13 protein-coding genes are annotated in these 19,920 nt (G+C 66.4%); 7 read left to right on the top strand and 6 right to left on the bottom strand.

The window, feature by feature from the left end:
• Positions 1-20 precede the first annotated feature (20 nt).
• Together ASF61_RS13950 and ASF61_RS13955 are read right to left on the bottom strand one after the other, a co-directional pair.
• The gene (locus tag ASF61_RS13950; protein WP_200919868.1) at positions 21-3,029 is read right to left on the bottom strand and encodes a M12 family metallo-peptidase; all 3,009 of its coding nucleotides are present in this window, start codon (positions 3,027-3,029) and stop codon (positions 21-23) included.
• Positions 3,030-3,175: 146 nt separating this feature from the next.
• On the bottom strand, positions 3,176-5,704 hold the full coding sequence (locus ASF61_RS13955; RefSeq protein ID WP_056156824.1) for a TonB-dependent siderophore receptor: 2,529 nt from the start codon (positions 5,702-5,704) through the stop codon (positions 3,176-3,178).
• Between the two features lie 264 nt (positions 5,705-5,968).
• Between ASF61_RS13955 and ASF61_RS13960 the strand changes: the two genes are divergently transcribed.
• Positions 5,969-6,874, top strand: coding sequence for a manganese catalase family protein (locus ASF61_RS13960; protein WP_056156826.1), 906 nt, complete (start codon positions 5,969-5,971; stop codon positions 6,872-6,874).
• Between the two features lie 11 nt (positions 6,875-6,885).
• Positions 6,886-7,398, top strand: coding sequence for a ferritin-like domain-containing protein (locus ASF61_RS13965; RefSeq protein WP_056156828.1), 513 nt, complete (start codon positions 6,886-6,888; stop codon positions 7,396-7,398).
• A 31-nt stretch (positions 7,399-7,429) separates the two neighbouring features.
• Here the strand turns inward: ASF61_RS13965 and ASF61_RS13970 are convergent, their stop codons facing one another.
• A complete protein-coding gene (locus tag ASF61_RS13970) occupies positions 7,430-7,807 on the bottom strand; it encodes a hypothetical protein (protein ID WP_156369599.1) in 378 nt (125 codons plus the stop codon).
• A 260-nt stretch (positions 7,808-8,067) separates the two neighbouring features.
• Positions 8,068-8,544 carry a KGG domain-containing protein gene (locus ASF61_RS13975; RefSeq protein WP_082491674.1) on the bottom strand — a complete coding sequence of 159 codons (477 nt, stop codon included), beginning with the start codon at positions 8,542-8,544 and terminating at the stop codon, positions 8,068-8,070.
• 320 nt (positions 8,545-8,864) lie between these two features.
• Here ASF61_RS13975 and ASF61_RS13980 point away from each other — a divergent pair, with 320 nt between their 5' ends.
• From ASF61_RS13980 to ASF61_RS14000, 5 genes are all read left to right on the top strand, one after another.
• Positions 8,865-9,350, top strand: coding sequence for a Dps family protein (locus ASF61_RS13980; protein ID WP_056156833.1), 486 nt, complete (start codon positions 8,865-8,867; stop codon positions 9,348-9,350).
• Between the two features lie 235 nt (positions 9,351-9,585).
• Positions 9,586-10,761 (top strand): exo-alpha-sialidase, encoded by a 1,176-nt coding sequence (locus ASF61_RS13985; protein ID WP_056156835.1) that lies wholly within the window; start codon positions 9,586-9,588, stop codon positions 10,759-10,761.
• A complete protein-coding gene (locus ASF61_RS13990; RefSeq protein WP_056156838.1) occupies positions 10,758-11,441 on the top strand; it encodes a hypothetical protein in 684 nt (227 codons plus the stop codon). The genes ASF61_RS13985 and ASF61_RS13990 overlap by 4 nt, the downstream gene beginning before the upstream one ends.
• Positions 11,442-11,515: 74 nt before the next feature.
• Positions 11,516-12,349, top strand: a complete 834-nt coding sequence (locus ASF61_RS13995; RefSeq protein ID WP_056156840.1) for a hypothetical protein — start codon at positions 11,516-11,518, stop codon at positions 12,347-12,349.
• Positions 12,346-14,337 (top strand): LTA synthase family protein, encoded by a 1,992-nt coding sequence (locus ASF61_RS14000; protein WP_229205852.1) that lies wholly within the window; start codon positions 12,346-12,348, stop codon positions 14,335-14,337. Before ASF61_RS13995 ends, ASF61_RS14000 begins: the two co-directional genes overlap by 4 nt.
• An 87-nt stretch (positions 14,338-14,424) precedes the next feature.
• Here ASF61_RS14000 and ASF61_RS14005 read toward each other — a convergent pair whose 3' ends face one another.
• Together ASF61_RS14005 and ASF61_RS14010 are read right to left on the bottom strand one after the other, a co-directional pair.
• Positions 14,425-16,560, bottom strand: coding sequence for a glycoside hydrolase 43 family protein (locus ASF61_RS14005; protein WP_056156845.1), 2,136 nt, complete (start codon positions 16,558-16,560; stop codon positions 14,425-14,427).
• Between the two features lie 57 nt (positions 16,561-16,617).
• Positions 16,618-19,794, bottom strand: coding sequence for a TonB-dependent receptor (locus ASF61_RS14010; protein WP_082491676.1), 3,177 nt, complete (start codon positions 19,792-19,794; stop codon positions 16,618-16,620).
• Between the last annotated feature and the right edge of the window lie 126 nt (positions 19,795-19,920).

The following is a 19,920-nucleotide window of genomic DNA, read 5'->3' on the forward strand; positions in this document are numbered from 1 at the left end:
ATGGTTCCTTTGTCCAGGGGTTAGCGGCAGACGATGTCGGCCGGCAGTGCACGGGTGACCATGGCGATGTCGCGCACATCGACCAGGTTGTCGCGATTGAGGTCGGCGTCCGCCAGGTAGCCGGACTGGCCGCTGCGCCGTCCCAGCGCGCCGCGCGCCGCTGCCAGGTCGGCGCAATCGACGACGCCGTCGCGGTTGACATCGCCGGCCAGCGTGATGGCGAAGTCGGCGTGCGAGATGTCGAAGAACACATTGCCGATCGCCTCGACCTTGATGCGCGCCCGGTTCGTTGCCACCGCTGGCAGCACCACTGCGCGGTTACCATTGTTGGGCGTGCTGGCAGCGAGCACGGTCGGGAAGGTCAGCCCGCCGTCGGTGGACAGCGCAATCCTGACATTGGCCGTGCCCACCGGCGCGGCGCTGGTGTTGGCCACATTCCAGGTCACGTTGAGCGTGGTGCCGCCGACCGCGCTGGCGCCAGCGGCGGGCGCCGTCACCAGGAACGGTCCGGCATTGGCGGCCAGCACCAGCTGGGTGCTGGCGCTGCCCACGCCGCCGCGGCCGTCGCGCGCGGTGAGCTTGAAGTTGAGCGATGCCGGGCTGGCGTTGACACCGGCCAGGCCCACGTAGCTGGCGGTCGGCAGGAACTCGGCATAGCACTCGATCACGGCCGCACTCGGTGTGCCGGACACGGTCGGGCAGGCGCCGGTGGCCGCATTGGTATTGTTGGCAACGATTTGTGCCAGGTCCGGGAACACCCGCAGCGGACTGGTGGTGACCTGGTTCTCGCCGGCCGAGTTGTATTGCCCGGTTTCGCTGGCGCTGACCACGGCACGCACACCGAACTGGCGGAACAGCGGACCGTTGGTCTTGGCATTGCTGATCAGGCCGGTGCCAGTGCTGCCGCCACGGTCGTTCTGCTCCCACAGGTAGGTGATGATGTCGCCGTCCGCATCCTCGGCGGTGCCGGTCAGCGCGAATGGCGTGCGCAGCGGAATCGTGTAGCTGGGGACCACCGTCACCACCGGCGCACTGTTGCCGGTACTGGCCACGGCGCCGCCGCGCGCGGTGGCGCCGCCGGTCGTGATCTCGCCCACGTAACCGCTGACGCCGGTGCTTGGCGAAACCAGGCTCAGCGGCGCAACATTGGTGCCGGCCGCCGTACCGCCGAAGGTCACCGTGAACGCGGTGTCGGTCAGCGCGCCGACGATGACGGTGGCGCCGGCCGGCCAGCCGGCGATGGCCTCGATGGCCGCCTTGACGCCGGCTGCCGTGTAGTTGGTGCCGCGCACGATGGGCGCCGAGTTGGCGCCGTTGTAGCGCAGGCGGAAGCTGGCGCCGTTGGCCGTGAAGCCGGTCAGCACCGCCATCTGCACTTCGTTGAGCTGGGACTCGGCCGCCGACGTGTACGCGACGATTTCATCGAAGCTGCGCTGCGACCAGTACGGATCGCTGTGGGTCTGGGTATTGTCGGTGCCGCAAATGCCGGCGTAAGCCATGATCGACGAGCCGCTGCCCGGCTCCACCGACGTCGCCGCGTTGCGGTTGCCGCCCGAGCAGCTGCCGATCACGCCGTTGAAGGTGTGGTTGCCGGCGAACTGGTGACCGAGTTCGTGGGCCACGTAATCGACCGCGAACGCGTCGCCTACCGGGCTCGGCAAACCGGTGCAACCCTGGGCCTTGGCGCTGCCGCCCACCACGCCCAGGCTGGCGATGCCGCCGCCGTCGAGGCCGAGCGCGATATGGCCCACGTCGAAATTGCCGGCGCCGGCCAGCAGGCCCGCCACCACGCGGTTACGGCTGAGCGTACCGCTGCCGCAGGTGGACGCCTGCGCGGTTGTGAAGCAGGCCGAGCCGCCGCATGGGCCGTTGGTGCCGGTCATCATGGCTGCCGTGTTCAGGTTGAGCGCGTCGGTCTGGTTGATCAGCACCAGGCGGATCGCGGTTTCATCCTCGTAGATCTGGGTCACGCGGTTGATCAGCGTGACCTTGGCGGCCGTGACGTTGGCGGCGCCGAAAAAGCTGGCGTACGACGGGTCGGTGACCAGCGCCAGGCGGTAGGTGCGCAGCAGGTTGCCGGTGGCGGCAGTCGGCGCGACGTCGTCTTCCACCACCCGGTACTGGACCGTGCTGGTGGCGCGGCCATCGCTGGCGCTGACCTCGTAGGCGCCGGCCTCGCCCGACGGCTCGGCCACCAGCGTGGTCTTGACCACGCCGTCGCGGTCGGCGTTGACCACCACGCTCTGGCGCGGCCCGGTATCGGACTGCGGGTTGCGCACGGCGATGCTGACGGCGGCGCCCGGCGCGAAGCCGGCGCCGCGCACCTGCAGCGGGTCGCCGGCGTGGTAGAAGCCGCGCTCGAGCCCTAACTGCGGTTCGGCCAGCGGCGCTTCGCGCAGCGGGCCGCGCCGGTTGGGCAGATCGCGCGCGTGATAGCTGTGATAGACGCTGTCGTCGTGGACGGCGCGCGGATCGACGAACCAGCGGCCCTGCGGCGAACGCACCGATGCATGCAGGCCCAGCGGCGTGATATCCATGCGCACGGTGGCGGCAGGATCGTCGACACCGCGGCCGGCATAGGTGCGGATGTCGGGGTGCTTGGCCGCCAGTTCCGCTTCCATCACGGGCGAATCGACGATGGCGAAGCGCTGGTAGCCGCCGTCGGGATGGGGCAGCGAAATGATCAGCGGCGCCGTGGCGGCATCGACCGAGCGCTCCTGCGGCGCCCGGGCCATGAAGGCCTTGATGCCGCTGCGGTTGAGGGTGGCGGCGTGGTAACGCAGCGGCCCCTCGCTGTTGCCGGCCGTGCTGCGCTGGACGCTGGCGACGGCGTCGCCAGCGCCGGCATCCTGCCAGAAGTCGCCGCTGGCCTGCACCGCGGGGGCAGGCAGGGCCGGCTTGGCAGCGCCGGCAGTGTCGGCAGCTTCGACCGCAGAGGCCGGGCCTGTCGTCAGGTACATTGAGCAGCCCAGCGCTGCGCTCAGCAACGCCAGCCGCGCGTTATTCCAGGGGAGGTGTGATCGCTTCATCTCTACAATGCCCTTTCGGTGAATATGAACGTCGACGTATTCCGCTTTGTTGTTTTTATAATTAATTATTGTTTAATTATTTATTTACAACAAGCTTTGATTCACATTTTTTGCATTGCTACAACAAAACCACCTTCCCCCAACAATCAGAACGTGTAATTCACCCGCGCGTAGACGAACCGTCCGCCGCGGCCGAACGGCGCCCGGTTCGAAAACGGCGCGGCCGCGTTCGACGTCAGCGAGGCCGGCAAGCCGTCCGGGTAGATATCGAACAGGTTGTCGGCACCGAGCGCCAGCTGGGTTTGCTTGTTGAGCGCGTAGCGGCCCTCGGCGTTGACGATGGTCTGGGCCGAGACGGTAACGTCGGTGGCGGCCGTGGTGCCGGCCGAGACGATCGAGCCATAGCGGGTGGCGCTGGCGCTCGCGCCCCAGGCGGCCTGCTCCCAGTTGACCGAGGCCGTCACCTTGTTCTTCGGCTGGCCTTTTTCCAGGCTGATCACGTTGGCGCGCCCGAACAGCACCGGCGCCGGATCCAGTGCCGCCAGCTCGGCCGTTTCCGGCACCCGCTTGACGTCGGTCTTGTTGTAATTGCCGGCCAGCGTGAAATCGAACTTGCCGTACGCTGCCGAGCGCCACGGGTAGTTGGCGACGATGTCGATGCCGTCGGTGCGGGTATCGACGCCGTTGATGAAGAAGCGCGCGCCGCCGATGCCGGCATAGCCGCGCGAGGCCAGGTAGGTGCGGACATTGGCTGCGTTTAGGTTTTCCGACAGCACGATACGGTTGTCGATATTGATGCGGTAAGCGTCGGCCGTGATGCTGAGCGCACCGAAGCGCAGCACGGCACCGAGCGAGAAGTTGACCGATTTTTCGGCGTCGAGCGGCTTGGCGCCGAGCGCTGCCGCAGCGGCGTCGGTCGGACGCAGGGTGACGATGTCGAACGGCACGCCGTCGATGAAGTTGGTCGAGGTGGACGTGTACAGCTGCTGCTGCGGCGACGGCGCGCGGAAACCGTTCTGCACCGAGCCGCGCAGCGCGAACGCGGGCGCAAAATCGTAGCGGGCGGCCAGCTTGCCGGTGACATTGCTGCCGAAATCGGAGTAATGCTCGGCGCGCGCTGCAAGCGAGGTCAGCAGCTTATCGGTCAGATTGGTTTCGAGGTCGATGAAGGCGCCGGTGGCATGGCGGCCCTTGTCCACCGCGTTCTCCGGGCGGTAGCCGGGGAAACCCTGGGCGCCGGCGGCAGCCGGCGTGCCGTTGGTCAGCAAGGCGCCGCCGTAACGGTAGGAGTCCGGTTCGCCGGCCCACAGTTCGTAGTTTTCCCAGCGCGCCTCGGCGCCCACGGCCACGTTGAGCGGCTTGGGCAGCACGGCCAGTTCGACCGGACGCACGGCCGAGAAGTTGGCCGACAACTGTTCGTAGGCGAAGCCGCCGGCGTCAAACGCGGTCTTGCTAATCGGGCCGATCGAGCGGTTCAGCGTGTTGGTGACGTCGAACGCCATCTTGTTCTTGCCGTAGGTGAGCGAGGTATCGTAGTCCCAGCCCTGCCCGCTCCAGGTGGTGCCGAGCGCGGCGCTGAAGTCGGTCACGGTCGGTTCGATCACGGGCAGAAAGCCGTCCGGGTAGATCGCTGCAATATTCTCGTCCTGCAGCGGACGGCGGAAGAAGGCGGCCGATTCCGAGGCGCGGCGCTGGTAGCTGGCCCAGCCATAAACTTTCTGGCCGCTGGCCAGGGTCTGGCCGGCGTTGGCAAACAGCGTCGCCTGCTTGAGGTTGGGGTCGCCCGACCAGGTGTCGTACCGGTTGACGGTCAGTTCGCGCGGGTCGAACGCGCCGCTGCTGGCATTGCCCACGCGCGGGTAAAACTGGCGCGTGTCGTAGGCACTGCGTTCGCTGTGCCGCTGTTGCTTGAGTTCGGCGGCAACGGTCAGGAAACCGTCGTCGCCAAGCGCAAAACCTTTCCAGCCGCCGACCGTGTAGGTCTGGCCGTCGGTGCGCTGGCGTTCGGTGGGCACGGAAAGGCCGAGGCCGGTCGGCGGCGTCACCGGGTTGAAGCTGTACTCGGTCTTGCGCACGCCGCCGGTGGCGGTCAAGGCGCCACCGCTGCGGTTTTCGCGCAGGCGGAAGTTGATCACGCCGGCAATCGCGTCGGAGCCGTACTGGGCGGCAGCGCCGTCACGCAGCACTTCCACCGTGTTGATGATGCCGGCGGGCAGGGTGTTGATGTCGGTGGACGCCGAGCCACGGCCGATGGTGCCGTTGACGTTGACCAGCGACGAGGCATGGCGGCGCTTGGAATTGACCAGCACCAGCACCTGGTCCGGCGCCAGGCCGCGCAGCGTGACCGGGCGCACGGTGTCTGTGCCGTCGGTCAGGCCCGGGCGCGGAAAGTTCAGCGCGGGCAGTACCTTCGACAGCGATTCGCTCACTTCCGTTACGCCGTTGTTATTAAGCGTCTTGGCCGAGATCACGTCCACCGCCGAGGCGGTATCGAGCACGGAGCGGTTGGACACGCGGGTGCCGGTCACCACCACCGTCGCCTCGGGGGCAGCGGCAGCAGGCGTGTCCGCAGGCGCATCGGCGCTCTGGGCGTGGGCAGTCAAGGTGGTGGCGCACAGCGCGCCGATGGCGGCGCTGAGCAGACGGCGTTGCAATTGCGGAGGAAACTTGTGCATGGTAGACCGATCATCGTTGCGGGTTGTTTTTATACCAAAATAATATAAAGCTTGCACTGCTTTAAAGGAACGAACGATTCGGCATAAGCTTTACAGGAAAAAATCGTTGCAAGCTGAGGCGGGCGCTCGACTTTGTCCATTGCACTGCCATTGCAGTCCTACACGACCCGCCATGGCTTTCCTACACGCCGTGCCGCCCACGCCGCGCATCATGGATTTTCGACCGGCAGACACTACCGTCCGCCACACCGACAAGGAGATTCCATGTTTGCCCATACCAAGCGTTTGCAATACACCGTGCGTGTCAATGAACCCAATCCCGGACTGGCCAACCTGATGCTGGAACAGTTTGGCGGTCCGCAGGGCGAGCTGGCGGCTGCCTGCCGCTACTTCACCCAGGCCCTGTCCGAGGACGATCCGGGCCGCCGCGACATGCTGTTCGATATCGCCACCGAGGAACTGAGCCACCTCGAAGTAATCGGCAACATCGTGGTCATGCTCAACAAGGGCGCCAAGGGCCGACTGGCCGAAGGCGTGGACAGCGAAGGCGAGCTGTACCGCTCGATCACGGGCGCCGGCAACGACAGCCACGTTACCCAGGTACTGTTCGGCGGTGGCGCCCCGCTGATCAACTCGGCCGGCGTGCCGTGGACGGCCGCCTACATCGACACCATCGGCGAACCGACCGCCGACCTGCGCTCGAATATCGCGGCCGAGGCGCGCGCCAAGATCGTCTACGAACGGCTGATCAACGTCACCGACGACCCCGGCGTCAAAGAGGCGCTCGGTTTCCTGATGACGCGCGAAATCGCCCACCAGAAGTCGTTCGAGAAGGCGCTCTACGCGATCTCGCCGAACTTCCCGCCGGGGAAAACCGCAGGCGATCCGCGCTTTACCAGCGTGTACTTCAACATGTCGCAGGGCGGTCCGGAAACGCTGGGACCATGGAACGACGGGCCCGAGTGGCAGCGCGTCGATACGCGTGACGACCAGGTCGCGGTCGATGGCGGCGACGGCAGCGCCAGCGTGCAGGTCTCGGCGGAAGACGCCCGCCAGCTCGACCAGCTGGCGGCGCGCACCATGTCCGATCCGTCCGCCGATCCCGTCACCGGCGCCGAACGCGGCATGCGCGCCGATGGCGACGGCGCCAACCAGTCGCCGATCCGCTGAAGGAGCACACCATGACCACCACTCCCCGCGAACACCTGGTCGACTGGCTGCGCGACGCGCACGCCATGGAGCAGCAGGCCGAAGCCATGCTCGAAGCGCAGGCCGAACGGCTCGACCATTATCCGCAGTTGCGCGAACGCATCCGGCAGCACATCGACGAAACCCGCTGGCAGCGCGACCAGCTCGATGGCTGCTTGCAGCGCCAGGGCGCCAGTCCATCAACGCTGAAAGACCTGTCCGGCAAGCTGATGGCCTTCGGCCAGGGCGTCGGCGGCATGCTGGCCAGCGACGAAGTGGTCAAGGGCGCGATGGCCGGCTATGTCTTCGAGAACCTCGAGATCGCCAGCTACACGGCGCTGATCGTGGCGGCCGAGGCAGCCGGCGACGACCTCACGGTCGGCGTCTGCCGCAACATCCTGGCGCAGGAACATGCGATGGCGGCCTGGCTGCTCGAGCATCTGCCCGAAACCACCGCTGCCTTCCTGTCACGCTCGGCCACACCGGGCGTTACTGCCCGCCATTGAGCGATCGGAGGTGCGCTGCTGCATGGCTGGATCAGCCATGCAGCAGCCGCACATAGTCGCCGAGCGCAGCGCGCACGGCGCCCACGCCCTGGTCCACGCTCGGGTGGTGCACCTTGCCGGCCAGGCGGTCGGCGGCAGCCACGATGATATTGGGCGATACCTTGCCGCCGCGTTCGAGCGCGGTCGCATATTCGCGTATATCGACCAGGAACTGCCGGATGGACGGATGGGTACGCTGGTCCAAGGCAGCTGGCGTGGTCAGCCAGGCTGCCACCACGTGTTCGAGGTCGGCGATAGCGTGGAACAGGCAGGCGCGCGCGTCGTCCACGGCCTGGTCAGGCGCGCCTGCGGCCAGTTGGCGGTTGCCGGGCGGCGACGCAGCAGAGCGGGATGCGAAAGAATTGGACATGATCGATGAGCGGAAAGCAGTGGCGAGCGGAAAGCACTGGCTGGCGACAGCCATACCCGCCAGACGATTCATATGAAAAAATTTGAATCACCGACCGGGCGCAGCCGATAAAGCAGTCGGTAAATAAGCAGTCGATAAGTTCTGCAAGCGGTATGCAGATCAGCCGCCTGCCGCCCTGCCCTGGCGGATGGCCATGGCAAAGCGGCAGACTGGCGTGGTAAGACTTCGCTGCAACAGCGCGCTGCAACGGCGGCGCTGCGTCAGCGGTTCTTGTGACTTTGACGGCCGGCTTCGGCGTGCTGTTCCGGCGTGCCGCCACGGGTACCGGTCGCGCCGGACGAACCGGAACCGGAGCTACCGGAACCGCGGCTGCCCGAGCCCGAGCCGCTCTGCTGGTTGCCGTCGTTCTTGTGGCTCTGGCGCCCGGCTTCCGCGTGCTGTTCCGGCGTGCCGCCTCGCGTGCCGCGCGAACCGCTGCCACCGGACGAACCGGACGAGCCGGACGCGCTCTGCTGGCTGTTGCTGTTCTTGTGACTCTGGCTGCCGGCCAGGCGCGCTTCTTCGGAATCGAACTCGTGGGCGTTGCCGGAGGCGTGCGCCGCACGTCCGCCTTCGGCAGCGATCTCGCGTTGACGTTCCGGGTCCATCGAGGCGAAGCCGCGGCCGCCGCCCTGGTTGCCGGACTGCTGGTTGCCGGATTGCTGACTGCCTTTGTTACCTTGGTTCGAGTTTGCCATGATCAGTCTCCTGAAAGATCTGCGTAACCGACTATCGGTCACGGCAGGGTTCCCATGATGCGCAGTGCCACGGCGACAAGATATCGGCCTTGCACTTGGAAAGGAGTAGGATGGTTCCCACGCAAAATGATGCGCAGACAGCGCTGTGTCGCCTCAGCAAGGCCCAGCAGCGGATCTGCCGCTTCCCTCGACATCAGACCCTGGCGCCGCCCAAAAGTTCCCGGCGCCGCACCGCCGCGATCCGGCTGCAGACGACACGTTTTGCGGCAGGCGGCTACAATGGTTGTCACCCGTACGACAACCGATGAGGAGAAGCAACCATGAGTGATACCACCGTCAAGATCGATATCGGCCTGTCCGACAAAAGCCGCGCCGAGATCGCCGCCGGCCTGTCCGGCCTGCTGGCCGACAGCTACACGCTGTACCTGATGACCCATAACTTCCACTGGAACGTCAAGGGACCGATGTTCAACTCGCTGCACCAGATGTTCATGGCCCAGTACACCGAGCAGTGGGCCGCGCTCGACCTGATCGCCGAACGGATCCGCGCGCTGGGCTACCCTGCGCCCGGCACCTACGCCCAGTTCGTGCAGCTGGCCACCATCAAGGAAGTGGAAGGCGTGCCGAAGGCCATGGAAATGGTGCGCCACCTGGTCAATGCCCAGGAAGCCACCGCCCGCACCGCGCGCAAGCTGCTGCCGCTGGTGGGCGAGGCCGACGACCAGCCGACCGCCGACCTGCTGACCCAGCGCCTGGACGTCCATGAAAAGACCGCGTGGATGCTGCGCAGCCTGCTCGAAGAATAAGCGCCATCGGTCCGATGCGCCGGGATCGACAGGTCCCGGCGCACGTCATTTTTAGTGCCCCCAACTAACATTTACTCTAACTTTTGCTGTACGATACCTGACTCATCCGTCAGTTAAGACCGGATGCATGGTTGTTTTCGCCACCTTCATCAGCCGGTGCTGCGGAAATTGTATATTCAGGGCAAGAGGATCAAAGGCGTTTGCTTCCTTCGTGTCCCGCTCTCTTGGAGACGGAATGGGAGCAATTCCCTTAGCCATACAACGGCCTGCGCGCCGTGGCCGACTATTGGCGCTGCTGTGCATCGGCGCCGCCGTGCTGGCGGTCGGCGCCGAAGCCTGGCGCTGGTCGCGCGCCGCGCTGCACCACGAACGCCCTGCCCTCGTCGCCCATGCCGGCGCCCCGGTGGCCAGCGTCACCGAACTGTCGCACGCCCTGATTCCGATGCCTGCCGGCGTGCCGTCCGCACACGCCAGTTCGCTGGCCAGCCTGCCCGGCGGCGGCCTGGTGGCGTTCTGGTGGGCCGGCAGCCGCGAAAGCGGTCCCGATGTCAAGGTGTACGCCGCGCGCTGGTCCAACGGCAAGTGGAGCGACAACTGGGAAGTGGCCAGCCGCGACACCCTGAGCCGCGCGCTCGGCTACGGCGTGCGCCGCATCGGCAACCCGGTCGCCTGGACCGCCACCGACGGCACGCTGCACCTGTACGTGGTAGCCACCGGCCTGGGCGGCTGGGCGGCGGCGCGCGTGGTGCAGATGCAGTCGCACGACCAGGGCGCCAGCTTCACGGTCATGCGCGTGCTGCCGATGTCGCCGCTGTTCAATACCAGCACCCTGGTGCGCTCGGCGCCGGTGGCGCTGGCCGACGGCGGCTGGTGGCTGCCCGCCTACTTCGAGATCGGCCTCAAGTATCCGATGCTGGTGGCGTTCGACGCCGACGGCGCGCCGCAGCGCGTGACCCGCATCGGCACGCGCATCCGCTCGCTGCAACCGAGCCTGGCGTCGATCTCGCCTACCGAAGTGCGGGCCTGGATGCGCGATAACGGCGTCTCGCGCCGGGTGCAGCAGGCCATCAGCCGCGACGGCGGCCAGACCTGGAACGACCTCGATGCCACCAGCCTGTTCAACGACAGCACCGCGCTGGCCGTGCTGCGCCTGTCCAATGGCAGCCTGCTGATGCTGCACAACCGCGAAGACACGGACGGCAGCGCGCGCAGCGCGCTGACCCTGTCGCTGTCGACCGACGCGCGCAACTGGCGCCCGCTGATCGACATCGTCGACGGCGGCGCCGGCGACGAATTCTCGTATCCCGCCATGTACCAGGTCGGCAACGAACTGCACATCACATACACCTATCAGCGGCGCGCCATCGCCCACCATCAATTCAGGATCAACCTGCAAGAGGAAAAACCATGAGCCTGCCCGATCTCGTGCTGCAGACCGCCTACGGACGCCTGGCCTGGGCGCTGGTGGTGGCCGCCATTATGCTGGCGCTGCTGCCCAATGTCCGGCAACAATCGAAGCTGCTGATCGTCGGCGTCACGGCGGCGCTGATGGCGCTGCCGGGCGCAGCCTCGCCGGCCTATTGGCTGACGCTGGCGTTCCAGTATCCGAGCGGCCTGATGACCGGCTTCTCGGTCCTGGCGCTGCGCGCGCGCTGGCAGGGTCGGCGCGCCCGCTACACCATGCCCGGCCGCCTGGCGGTGGGGGTGGCCGTGGTGGGCCTGGTGCTGTATCTCGATACCTTCGGCGTGCTGGCGCTGGGACTGTACTATGGCGGCTTCAACCCGGTGGCCGCGCCGCTGCTCGCGTGCGCCGCCGCCATCGGCTTCGCGCTCAAGGCCTGGCGCGGCCAGGCGGCCGGACCGTCGGCCGCCATGCTGGTCGCGGTGCTGCTGTTTTCGCTGCTGCGCCTGCCGACCGGCAACCTGTGGGATGCGATGCTGGACCCGGTACTGTGGGCCTGGGCGCTCGGCTCGGTCCTGATCGCCGTGCGGCACAGGCTGGCCGCGCACCGGCCCCGGCGCGCGCACCGTCAGCACCGGCCCGAACCAGCGCAGGAGCCGGCGCCGGCCCGCACCGTCGCCGCCGAATGACGCGGCCGGCACCGGCAGCGCCGGCAATGCAAACAATATAAACAATATAAATACAACCGCAACAAGGAGCAGGTATGGGAAACAAGAAATGGTACGGTCACCCGGTCGTCGCAATGGGTGTCCTGATCAACGTGTTCGTGATGGTGCTGGCGATCTACTGGTCCAACGATCCGAAGGCGCTGTGGCGCCTGGTGGTGGAAGACGGCATCGTCGAGTGGATGCAGTTCCTGTGCTTCGCCCTGCTGTCTGGCCTGCTGGGCTTCCTGGCGGTGGAACAGTGGCAGCGTACGCCCAAGGTCAACCTGCAGCTGCTGGCCTTTGTTTTCCTGTGCGCGCTGGTGGGCCTGGCCGCGCTCGAGGAAATCAGCTGGTTCCAGCGCATCCTCAACATTCCTTCGCCGGCGTTCTTCCTGGAAAATAACAAGCAGGCCGAAACCAATATCCACAACCTGGCCATGGGCAGCGGCAGCCTGCACAAGGTGCTGCTCCTGAAAATCATCGCCATCGTCGGCCTGACCCACAACATCATCCTGCCGATCGTGGCGCGCAAGCGTCCGGCCGTGCAGCGCTGGGTGGAGAGCCTGGGCCTGTACCTGCCGCCGCTGTGGCCATCGGTGATCTACGTGGTGCTGGTCGCCATTTCGCACCTGGTGATCGACCATCCGCGCAAGGGTGAGCTGGGCGAGATGTTCGGCGCCGTGCATTACCTGGTGACCGTGTTTGCCGCCTACTTCATGGGCGCCGGCTACGGCCGTCCGGCCGTGTTCCAGGACGCGCCCGACGCCCGCCGCGTCTCCACCCTGTTCTGCATGCTGCTGGTGTTCCTGCTGATGACGGGCTGGATGCTGTCGGCCGGCGCCGGCGCCAGCAGCTACATCGCCACCCATCCCGGCTTCGGAGCGGAATGATGGCCGGGCGTGGAGACACCTGGCTGCAGCGCGGCGGCGCCCGGCTCGCGCGGCTGACGCGCTGGGCCGGCCCCTACGCCCCGCTGCTGCAGTTGCTGCTGCTGGGCGCCGTGCTGCTGACCGTCTCGCGCCTGGGCCTGATGGCCTGGCAGTGGGACCGCGTGGCCGCCACCGGCATCGTCGCACGCATCGTGGTGCAGGGTGTCCGCGCCGACCTGATCCTGCTCGGTTACCTGCTGGCGCTGCCGCTGGTGCTGGCGCCGCTGCTGGCCTACCAGAAGACGCTGCGGATCTGGAAAGCGGTCGCGGTCAGCTGGGCGACCTTCGCGCTGATCTTCATCGTGTTCATGGAAGTGTCCACGCCGCAGTTCATCATGCAGTTCGACGTGCGCCCCAACCGGCTGTTCGTCGAATACCTGTCCTACCCGAGCGAGGTGATGGCCACGCTGTGGAACGGTTTCCGCATCGCGCTGGTGCTGGGCGTGCTGGCCACCATCGCCTTCACCGTCGCCATCTACCAGCTGCTCAAGGCCGCTGCGGCCGGTCTCACCACGTGGCGTGCCTGGCAGGTGCTGGCCGTGTGGCCGGTGCTGATCGTCGTGGTGTTCCTGCAGATCCGCTCGACCACCGCCCACCGCCCCGCCAACCCGGCGCTGTTCGCGCTCACCGGCGACGCCATGGTCAACTCGATCATCATCAATTCGCCGTGGTCCGTGCTCGACGCCATCTACTCGATGGGCAAGGAAGCCAATTCGTCGGAAATCTACGGCGAGTTCCCGCGCGCCAGGGTATTGAGCACCGTGAAAAACGCGCCGTGGCTGCGCGACCTGCCGTTTACCAACCCCGAGCTGCCCACGCTGCACCGGCAGACGGCCGTCATGCAGCGCGACCGTCCGCTCAACCTGGTGATCGTGCTCGAGGAAAGCCTGGGCGCGACCTTCGTGCAATCGCTGGGCGGGCTGCCGGTCACGCCCGAGCTGGAAAAGCTCAAGGGCGAGGGCTGGTGGTTCGACCAGCTGTACGCGACCGGCACGCGCTCGGTGCGCGGCATCGAAGCCGTGGTGGCCGGCTACCCGCCCACCCCGGCGCGCAGCGTGGTCAAGCTGTCGCTGGCGCAGCAGAACTTTTACACGCTGGCGCTGGGCCTGGGCCAGCACGGTTACCACACCGAGTTCGTGTACGGCGGCGAGGCGCACTTCGACAATATGCGCGGCTTCTTCACCGGTAACGGCTTCCAGACCGTGGTCGATCGCAAGTCGATGCAACCGGTGTTCGAAGGCAGCTGGGGCGCCTCCGACGAAGACCTGTTCGACAAGTCGCTCGAACGCCTGAAAACCCTGCACGCGAACGGCAAGCCGTTCTTCAGCCTGATTTTCACGTCGTCGAACCACGAGCCATTCGAATTCCCGGACGGCCGTATCGCGCTGTACTCGCCCGACAAGCAAACCGTCAACAACGCCGTCAAGTATGCCGACTACGCGCTGGGCCGCTTCATCGCGCAGGCCAAGAAGGAAGCGTACTGGAAGGATACCGTGTTCCTGATCGTGGCCGACCACGACAACCGCGTGTACGGCGACAGCCTGGTGCCGATCAAGAAATTCCACATCCCCGGCCTGATCCTGGGCGCCGACGTGCAGCCCAGGCGCATCGAGACCATCGCCAGCCAGGTCGATCTGGCGCCGACGCTGCTGTCGCTGATCGGCATCTCGAGCGAGCACCCGATGATCGGCCGCGACCTGGCCCGCGACAGCACGACGCCGGGCCGGGCGCTGATCCAGTTCGATAATTATTTCGCCTGGCTCGACGACAGCTCCGCCACCATCCTGCGCCCGGGCCAGGCGCCGCTGCTGGGCGCCTACGATTTCGCCACCGGCGTGATGACGCCGCAAACCGGCGCGCCCGACCCGGCCAAGGTCGACCAGGCCATGGCGCACGTGATCCTGCCGTCGATCCTGTACCGGGAACAGCGCTACAGGCTGGCGAAATAAGCTGGTACGGCGATCGCATCTGCCGCCCGGTCAGCTGACGCTGACCGGGCGGTTTTTTTCGCAGGTGCACGGCGATCGCGCAGTTCACTACTGGTCCGCCAGCGACCAGCTGAAGCGCGACCCGTCAGCGCCATCGGGAACAGGCCCGGCGGAATCGGCCCGCACGCCGCGCGCCGCCTCGCTGCCGACGTCGGTGCGCATGACCGCACGCAGGTCCGCAGGCGCGTCGGTGCGACCTTCTGCGCCCGCAGGCACGCTGCGCAGATAGCGGTTGGTCGCCAGCGCCATCAGCAGCAGTTCGCCGGTCGGCGTTTCCATCCACTGGAAGCTTTCCGCCACGCCCGGCGCACCGGCGCGCAAGCGCACGTTGCCGGCGGCATCGATCGACAGGTAACCGGTCCGCGCGCGCAAGGCCACCCGGCCCAGGCCCATGTCCTCGACGCCGAAGGCCTGCGGCGCCGCCAGCACCTGCAGCACCGTTTGGCCGCCGCGCTCGGCCAGGCCGGCGCCGCCCGGTACCGCGCGCAGCGTGATCGACTTGCCGAACGGGATGGCGCGCATCAGGCCGCGCGGATGCGCTTGGGTGACGGCGAAGCTGTCGAAGTCGGCGTAGCCGCCGGTATGGCGGCAGCGGTTGTAGCTGAACAGCGCGTAACGCACGCCCTGGAAGGTCTTCAGCTGGAACACCATCGTGAACGGTTCGCCGATCGGCTGGAAGACCTTGCCGTCGAGCGAGTAGCTGAAGGTGGCCTGCTCGGTCAGGAAGTCGCCGTGCACGCGCAGCCAGATCCTGGTGCCATCGAGCGGCACCACCGTGCGGCGCTGGCGCAGCTGGTCGAACAGCACCAGCGAGCGCCGGTTGCCGCTGTCCTTGCCCTGCTCCACGCCCAGCGTCGCATACGGCAGGTTGAGCAAGGCCAGGCCGGCCGTGTCGCCCGGCGCCATGCCGGCCGTATCGAGCACCGTGGTTGCCTCCGACACCGGCCCGATGGCGCGCTGCGTCAAGCTGTTGCGCGCGTTCCAGAACGTGTCGGCCGGGTCGGCATGCAGGCGCAGGTAGCCGGGGCGCTCGGCAAGCGACCAGCGCTGGTCGGCCGGCGCATGGTTCCATTGCCACACCGCTTGCAGCGGCCCGCTGAAATCGTCGTCGCGCTGGAACGGTAGGTGCACCGGAGGCACGGCGTCGGTCTTCGGTTTGACCCAGGTACGCGGATTTCTGCCCAGGTTGCCCGGCAGGCCGAAATAGGGCCAGCCGTCCTGCCACGTGACCGGTGCAAGACTGGTCAGGCGTCCCACCGAGTTATAGTCCATCATGGAAAACCCCCACCACTCGCCGGCAGCAGTCTGCACGATGCCGCCCTGGTGCAGCGCCGTGGCGTCGCGCGACGAGGGGTCCGGCGGCGTCGGCTGGAACGGCGGATCGAAGGACGGGAGCCGGTAACCGCGCGCCATGCCGAAGCCCTCGTCTTTGCTGATCGCCTGGTTCACTTCGTAGGGACCGTACACGTGGTCGGCGCGCGCGGCCGGCATGCGGAAGCCGCCGGCGTAGTTGGAACTGAGAATGTAGTATTTGCCGGCGATCTTGTAGAAGTGCGCGCCTTCGCCCATGCCGTCGGTCTTGCTGAACAACACGCGCTCGGTGCCGGGGACGATGTCGGTCAGGTCGGCATTGAGTTCGGCGATCTTCATCTGCTGGTGGTCCCATACCACGTAGGTCTTGCCGTCGTCGTCGAACAGCACCGACAGGTCGTGGAAGCTGCGCAGCATTTCGTGGTGGCGCCACGGACCGCGCGGGTCGCTGGCCGCGTACACCTGCGTCTTGCGCCCGTTGACGTTGGTGAAGATGTAGAAGGTACCGTCGCGGTAGCGCAGGCTCGGCGCCCAGATGCCGCGCCCGTAGATCGACTGCCCCTGTTCGAGCCGATAGGCGGGTCCGTAGTCGAGGCGCGGCGCGGCGTAGCTGAGAAACTCCCAGTTGACCATGTCGCGCGAGCGCAGCACGGGCAGGCCCGGCATCGCGTGCATGGTGGTGCCGGTCAGGTAGAACCAGTCGCCGACGCGGATCAGGTCCGGGTCGGAAAACTCGTCGTAAAAAATCGGGTTGGTGAAGGTGCCGTTGCCGTTGTCGGGCGTCCAGCTGTCGGGAGCCGCCGCCAGCGGCGGCGCTGCCAGCGACGAGACGATCGTGAAGGCGGCAAACAGCAAGCAGGGCAAACGGCGCATATTTTTTCCAGAAACGTGGCGGAAGCGGGAGACCGCCAGCGGTCTCCCGGCTGACGGTCAGAACGTGGTACGCGCGGACAGCGTGTAGCTGCGGCCCGGCTTGTACTCGTCGAAGATCGCATTGCTGTACTGCGTGTAGGTCTGGCTGATGGCATTGCCCACGTTCCAGACACTCAGCGTCAGGTCCACATCATACGTGTTGAACAGCTTTTTCAGGTTGGCGCCGACCGACAGGTCCACCTGTTTGCGCTCGGTGGTATAGGCATAGGCGCCGCCGGGTACGTTGAGACCGGTGCTGGTGTTGACCACGTACGCTGCCGTGTACTGGCGCGACACCCGCGCATTCAGGCCGTTGCGCTCGTAGTACAGCGTGAAGTTGTTGGTGCGCGGCGGTACACCGGACACCGGCGGCGCGTTCGGCGCTTCATCCTTCTGCTTGGCATAGGTGAAGTTGCCGGTGAAACCAAAACCTTTCACCGGCAGCATGTCGAGCGGCTGCTGCCAGGTGAATTCCACGCCGCGTATCTTGAGCTTGCTGTCGATGTTGAACGGCTCGGTGATCTCGACCAGGTGCTTGTCGCGTCCGCCGCTGGCAGCCACCGCCAGGGCCTGGGCATCGGTCAGCCCGATGGTGGTGCCGAACATGGTGTCGAGCTGCGCCAGCGAGTAGGTGACGATGCGCGAGCCGGGGCGGCTGGTCAGGTCCTTGGCAAAGCCGCTCAGCGCCACGTACGCTTCGCGCGTAAAGTAGTACTCGAGGCCCAGGTCCAGGTTGTTGGCCTGGAACGGCTTGAGGTTCGGATTGGTGATGCTGCCCTGGCGCGCGCCCTGGTCGCCCAGTGTCAGCGTGGTCTGGCGCAGGTCGGCCGGATTGGCGCGGTTGACCGATTTCGAGGCCGACGCCCGTGCAATCAGTGACGGCGTGATGTTGTAGGCCAGCGTCGCTGACGGCAGCGTGTTGCTGTAGCGCGTAGTCTCGTAGGCCCAGATGCCGAGATTGTCGTACAGGCCGCCGTTCTGCAGAGTGGCGTTGCGCGGATCGGCCCCGATCGACAGGTTGCCGATGGTCTGCTTGGTGCGCGCATAGCGAACGCCGGCGTTGTAGCGCAGCGTGCCGCCGAATACTTCGCTGCGGCCATTCGCTTCGACGTAGGCGGCGCTGACCACCTCGCGGATGTAGCCGCCGCTGCCGTTACCAAAACCCTTGTAGATATTGTCGCGGAAGTACTGGTAATCGGTGGCCTTGGCAAACTTGTCCCAGTCCGCCGTGATAAAGCCGTTGCTGCCGGGGTGGGCATACTGAGGGATGGCGGCGTTGGTGACCACCGAGCCCAGGTAAGCGAGCGGCGGCGCACCCGTGGTCGATCCCGTGCCATAGCCGGGGTAGGCGGTGGCGGCATCGGTCACCGGTCCCGGTGTGCTGCGGCCGTCGCAGCCGGGCTGGCGCAGCTGGGTGTTGGGCTGGAACAGCCGGGTGTTGACGTTGTTGCCGCAAGCGACGTTCATCCAGGCGTCGGCGGTCGAGTAGGAGCGGTAGCGCCGTTCCATATCGTCGTAGGCGCCGCCGACCTTGAGCGAAAAGTCGCTGTCGCCCCAGTTGACGTTCAGGCGCGAGCCCTTGGTGGTGTTGTTGCGCTCGTACAAGTCCATGCGCAGCCCGGACAGGCCCTGCCCTGCCTGGTACCAGCCGAAGTTAGCCGGGTTGTTGATGTCGAGGTTGCCGGTGTACACGGGCGTCTGACCCGGCGTCGTATTGTCGTACTGGATCACCGAATTGGCTGACCCGGTGGCCAGCAGTATGGTCGGCATGTCGCGGTAGAAGCTGCTGCTGGTGTAGTTGAGGTGGCCGTCGATGGTCCACTTGTCGGCGGGTCGGAATTCGAAGCCGGGGTTGATACTGCGAAACACGGTCTTTTCCTTCATCGGCCGGAATTCCAGTGACCAGAACGTATTGGCCAGCGTGGCCTTGGTCACGGTGCAGCCGGTCGAGCAGTCGCTGCGGTCGAACTCCATGCCGATCGGAATCACCGTGTTGGCGCGCGTACCCACGTTCATGCCCTCGGACACCATGTCGTTCTTCTTCTGGGCGAACACGGTGTCGAGGTAGAGGTCCCACTTGTCGTTCGGCTGCCACTGGAAGCTCAGCACCTCGCCGGCCCGCTTGCGTTCGCCCTGGTAGACGATGTGGCGGCCCAGGCGGCCCATCAGCCCGTTGTCGATCTGCTGCAGGGTGGCGCCCGGGTTCAGGGCCAGCAGCATGGCGGCGTCGATTTGCTTGCCCGGCACCAGCACCGCCTGCGCATAGCTGGGCAGGCTCGACAGCGGCAGGCCGGACGGCACCGTGTCCGGCGTCGACTGCGAGCCGCCGCCGGTACCGTTGAGCGTGTAACCGGGCGTGCCCTGGAACGACTTCAACTGCAGGTTGCGCATGTCGACGGTCTGGAAGGCATCGGTCTTGTACTTGGTATTGCCCCAGGCCACCCCGCCCAGCACCCCGAACTTGCCGAAGCTGGCGCTGTTCCAGGTATTGCTGATCAGCGCAGAACCGGTATTGCCCCACTGCCCCTGCTGGTCGCGGTAATTGCCGCTCAGCGTAAAGGCGGTGCGAAAGCCGCTCTTATCGAACGGCCGCACGCTGCGCATGTTGACGGTGCCGGCGATGCCGCCCTCGATCAGGCTGGCCTGCTGGCTCTTGTACACGCTGGCGCTGCGGAACAGCTCGGATGGCAGGAAGTCCATGTCCACTTCGCGGTTGGCGCTGATGTTGCCGCCCCAGCTGCCGGCCGAGGCCGACGCCATCGGTGCGCCGTTGAGCAGCACGCGTGTAAACGCCGGGCCCATGCCGCGGATCGACACGTTCAGGCCTTCGCCGTCGATCGAGCCGCGCGTCACCTGCACGCCCGGCACCCGCGCCAGCGCGTCGGCAATGTTCGGATCGGGGAATTTGCCCATGTCTTCGGAAAACACGGTGTCGCTCAGGCCGATGTTGTCGCGCTTTTCGTTGGCCGACAGCGCCAGCGAGCTGCGGTAGCCGCTGACCGTGACCGACTTGATCGGCTGGGTGGGATCGACCGGCGCGGCGCTGTCGCCGGTGGCGGCCGGGGTGGCGCCTGCTGCGGTTGGGCGCTCCTGCGCCCAGGCGGCAGAAATCATGCCCGCCATCACCGTCAATGCCAATACCGTGCGCCGACGGCGCTGCCGACGGCCCGATGCCGTGCTGTTATGCTGTTTCATCCATGTCTCCTGATAAGGCCTTTGCGGCCGATTATTCGCGCGCGTCTGCGCGTCGTTTTGTGTTACTGGATGGTAATTACCGTGAAATGATATACGCAACCATTTTTTGGGGTGTGGTGCGAATTT

The sequence above is a fragment of the Duganella sp. Leaf126 genome, from assembly GCF_001423125.1.
Classification (GTDB): Bacteria; Pseudomonadota; Gammaproteobacteria; order Burkholderiales; family Burkholderiaceae_D; genus Rugamonas.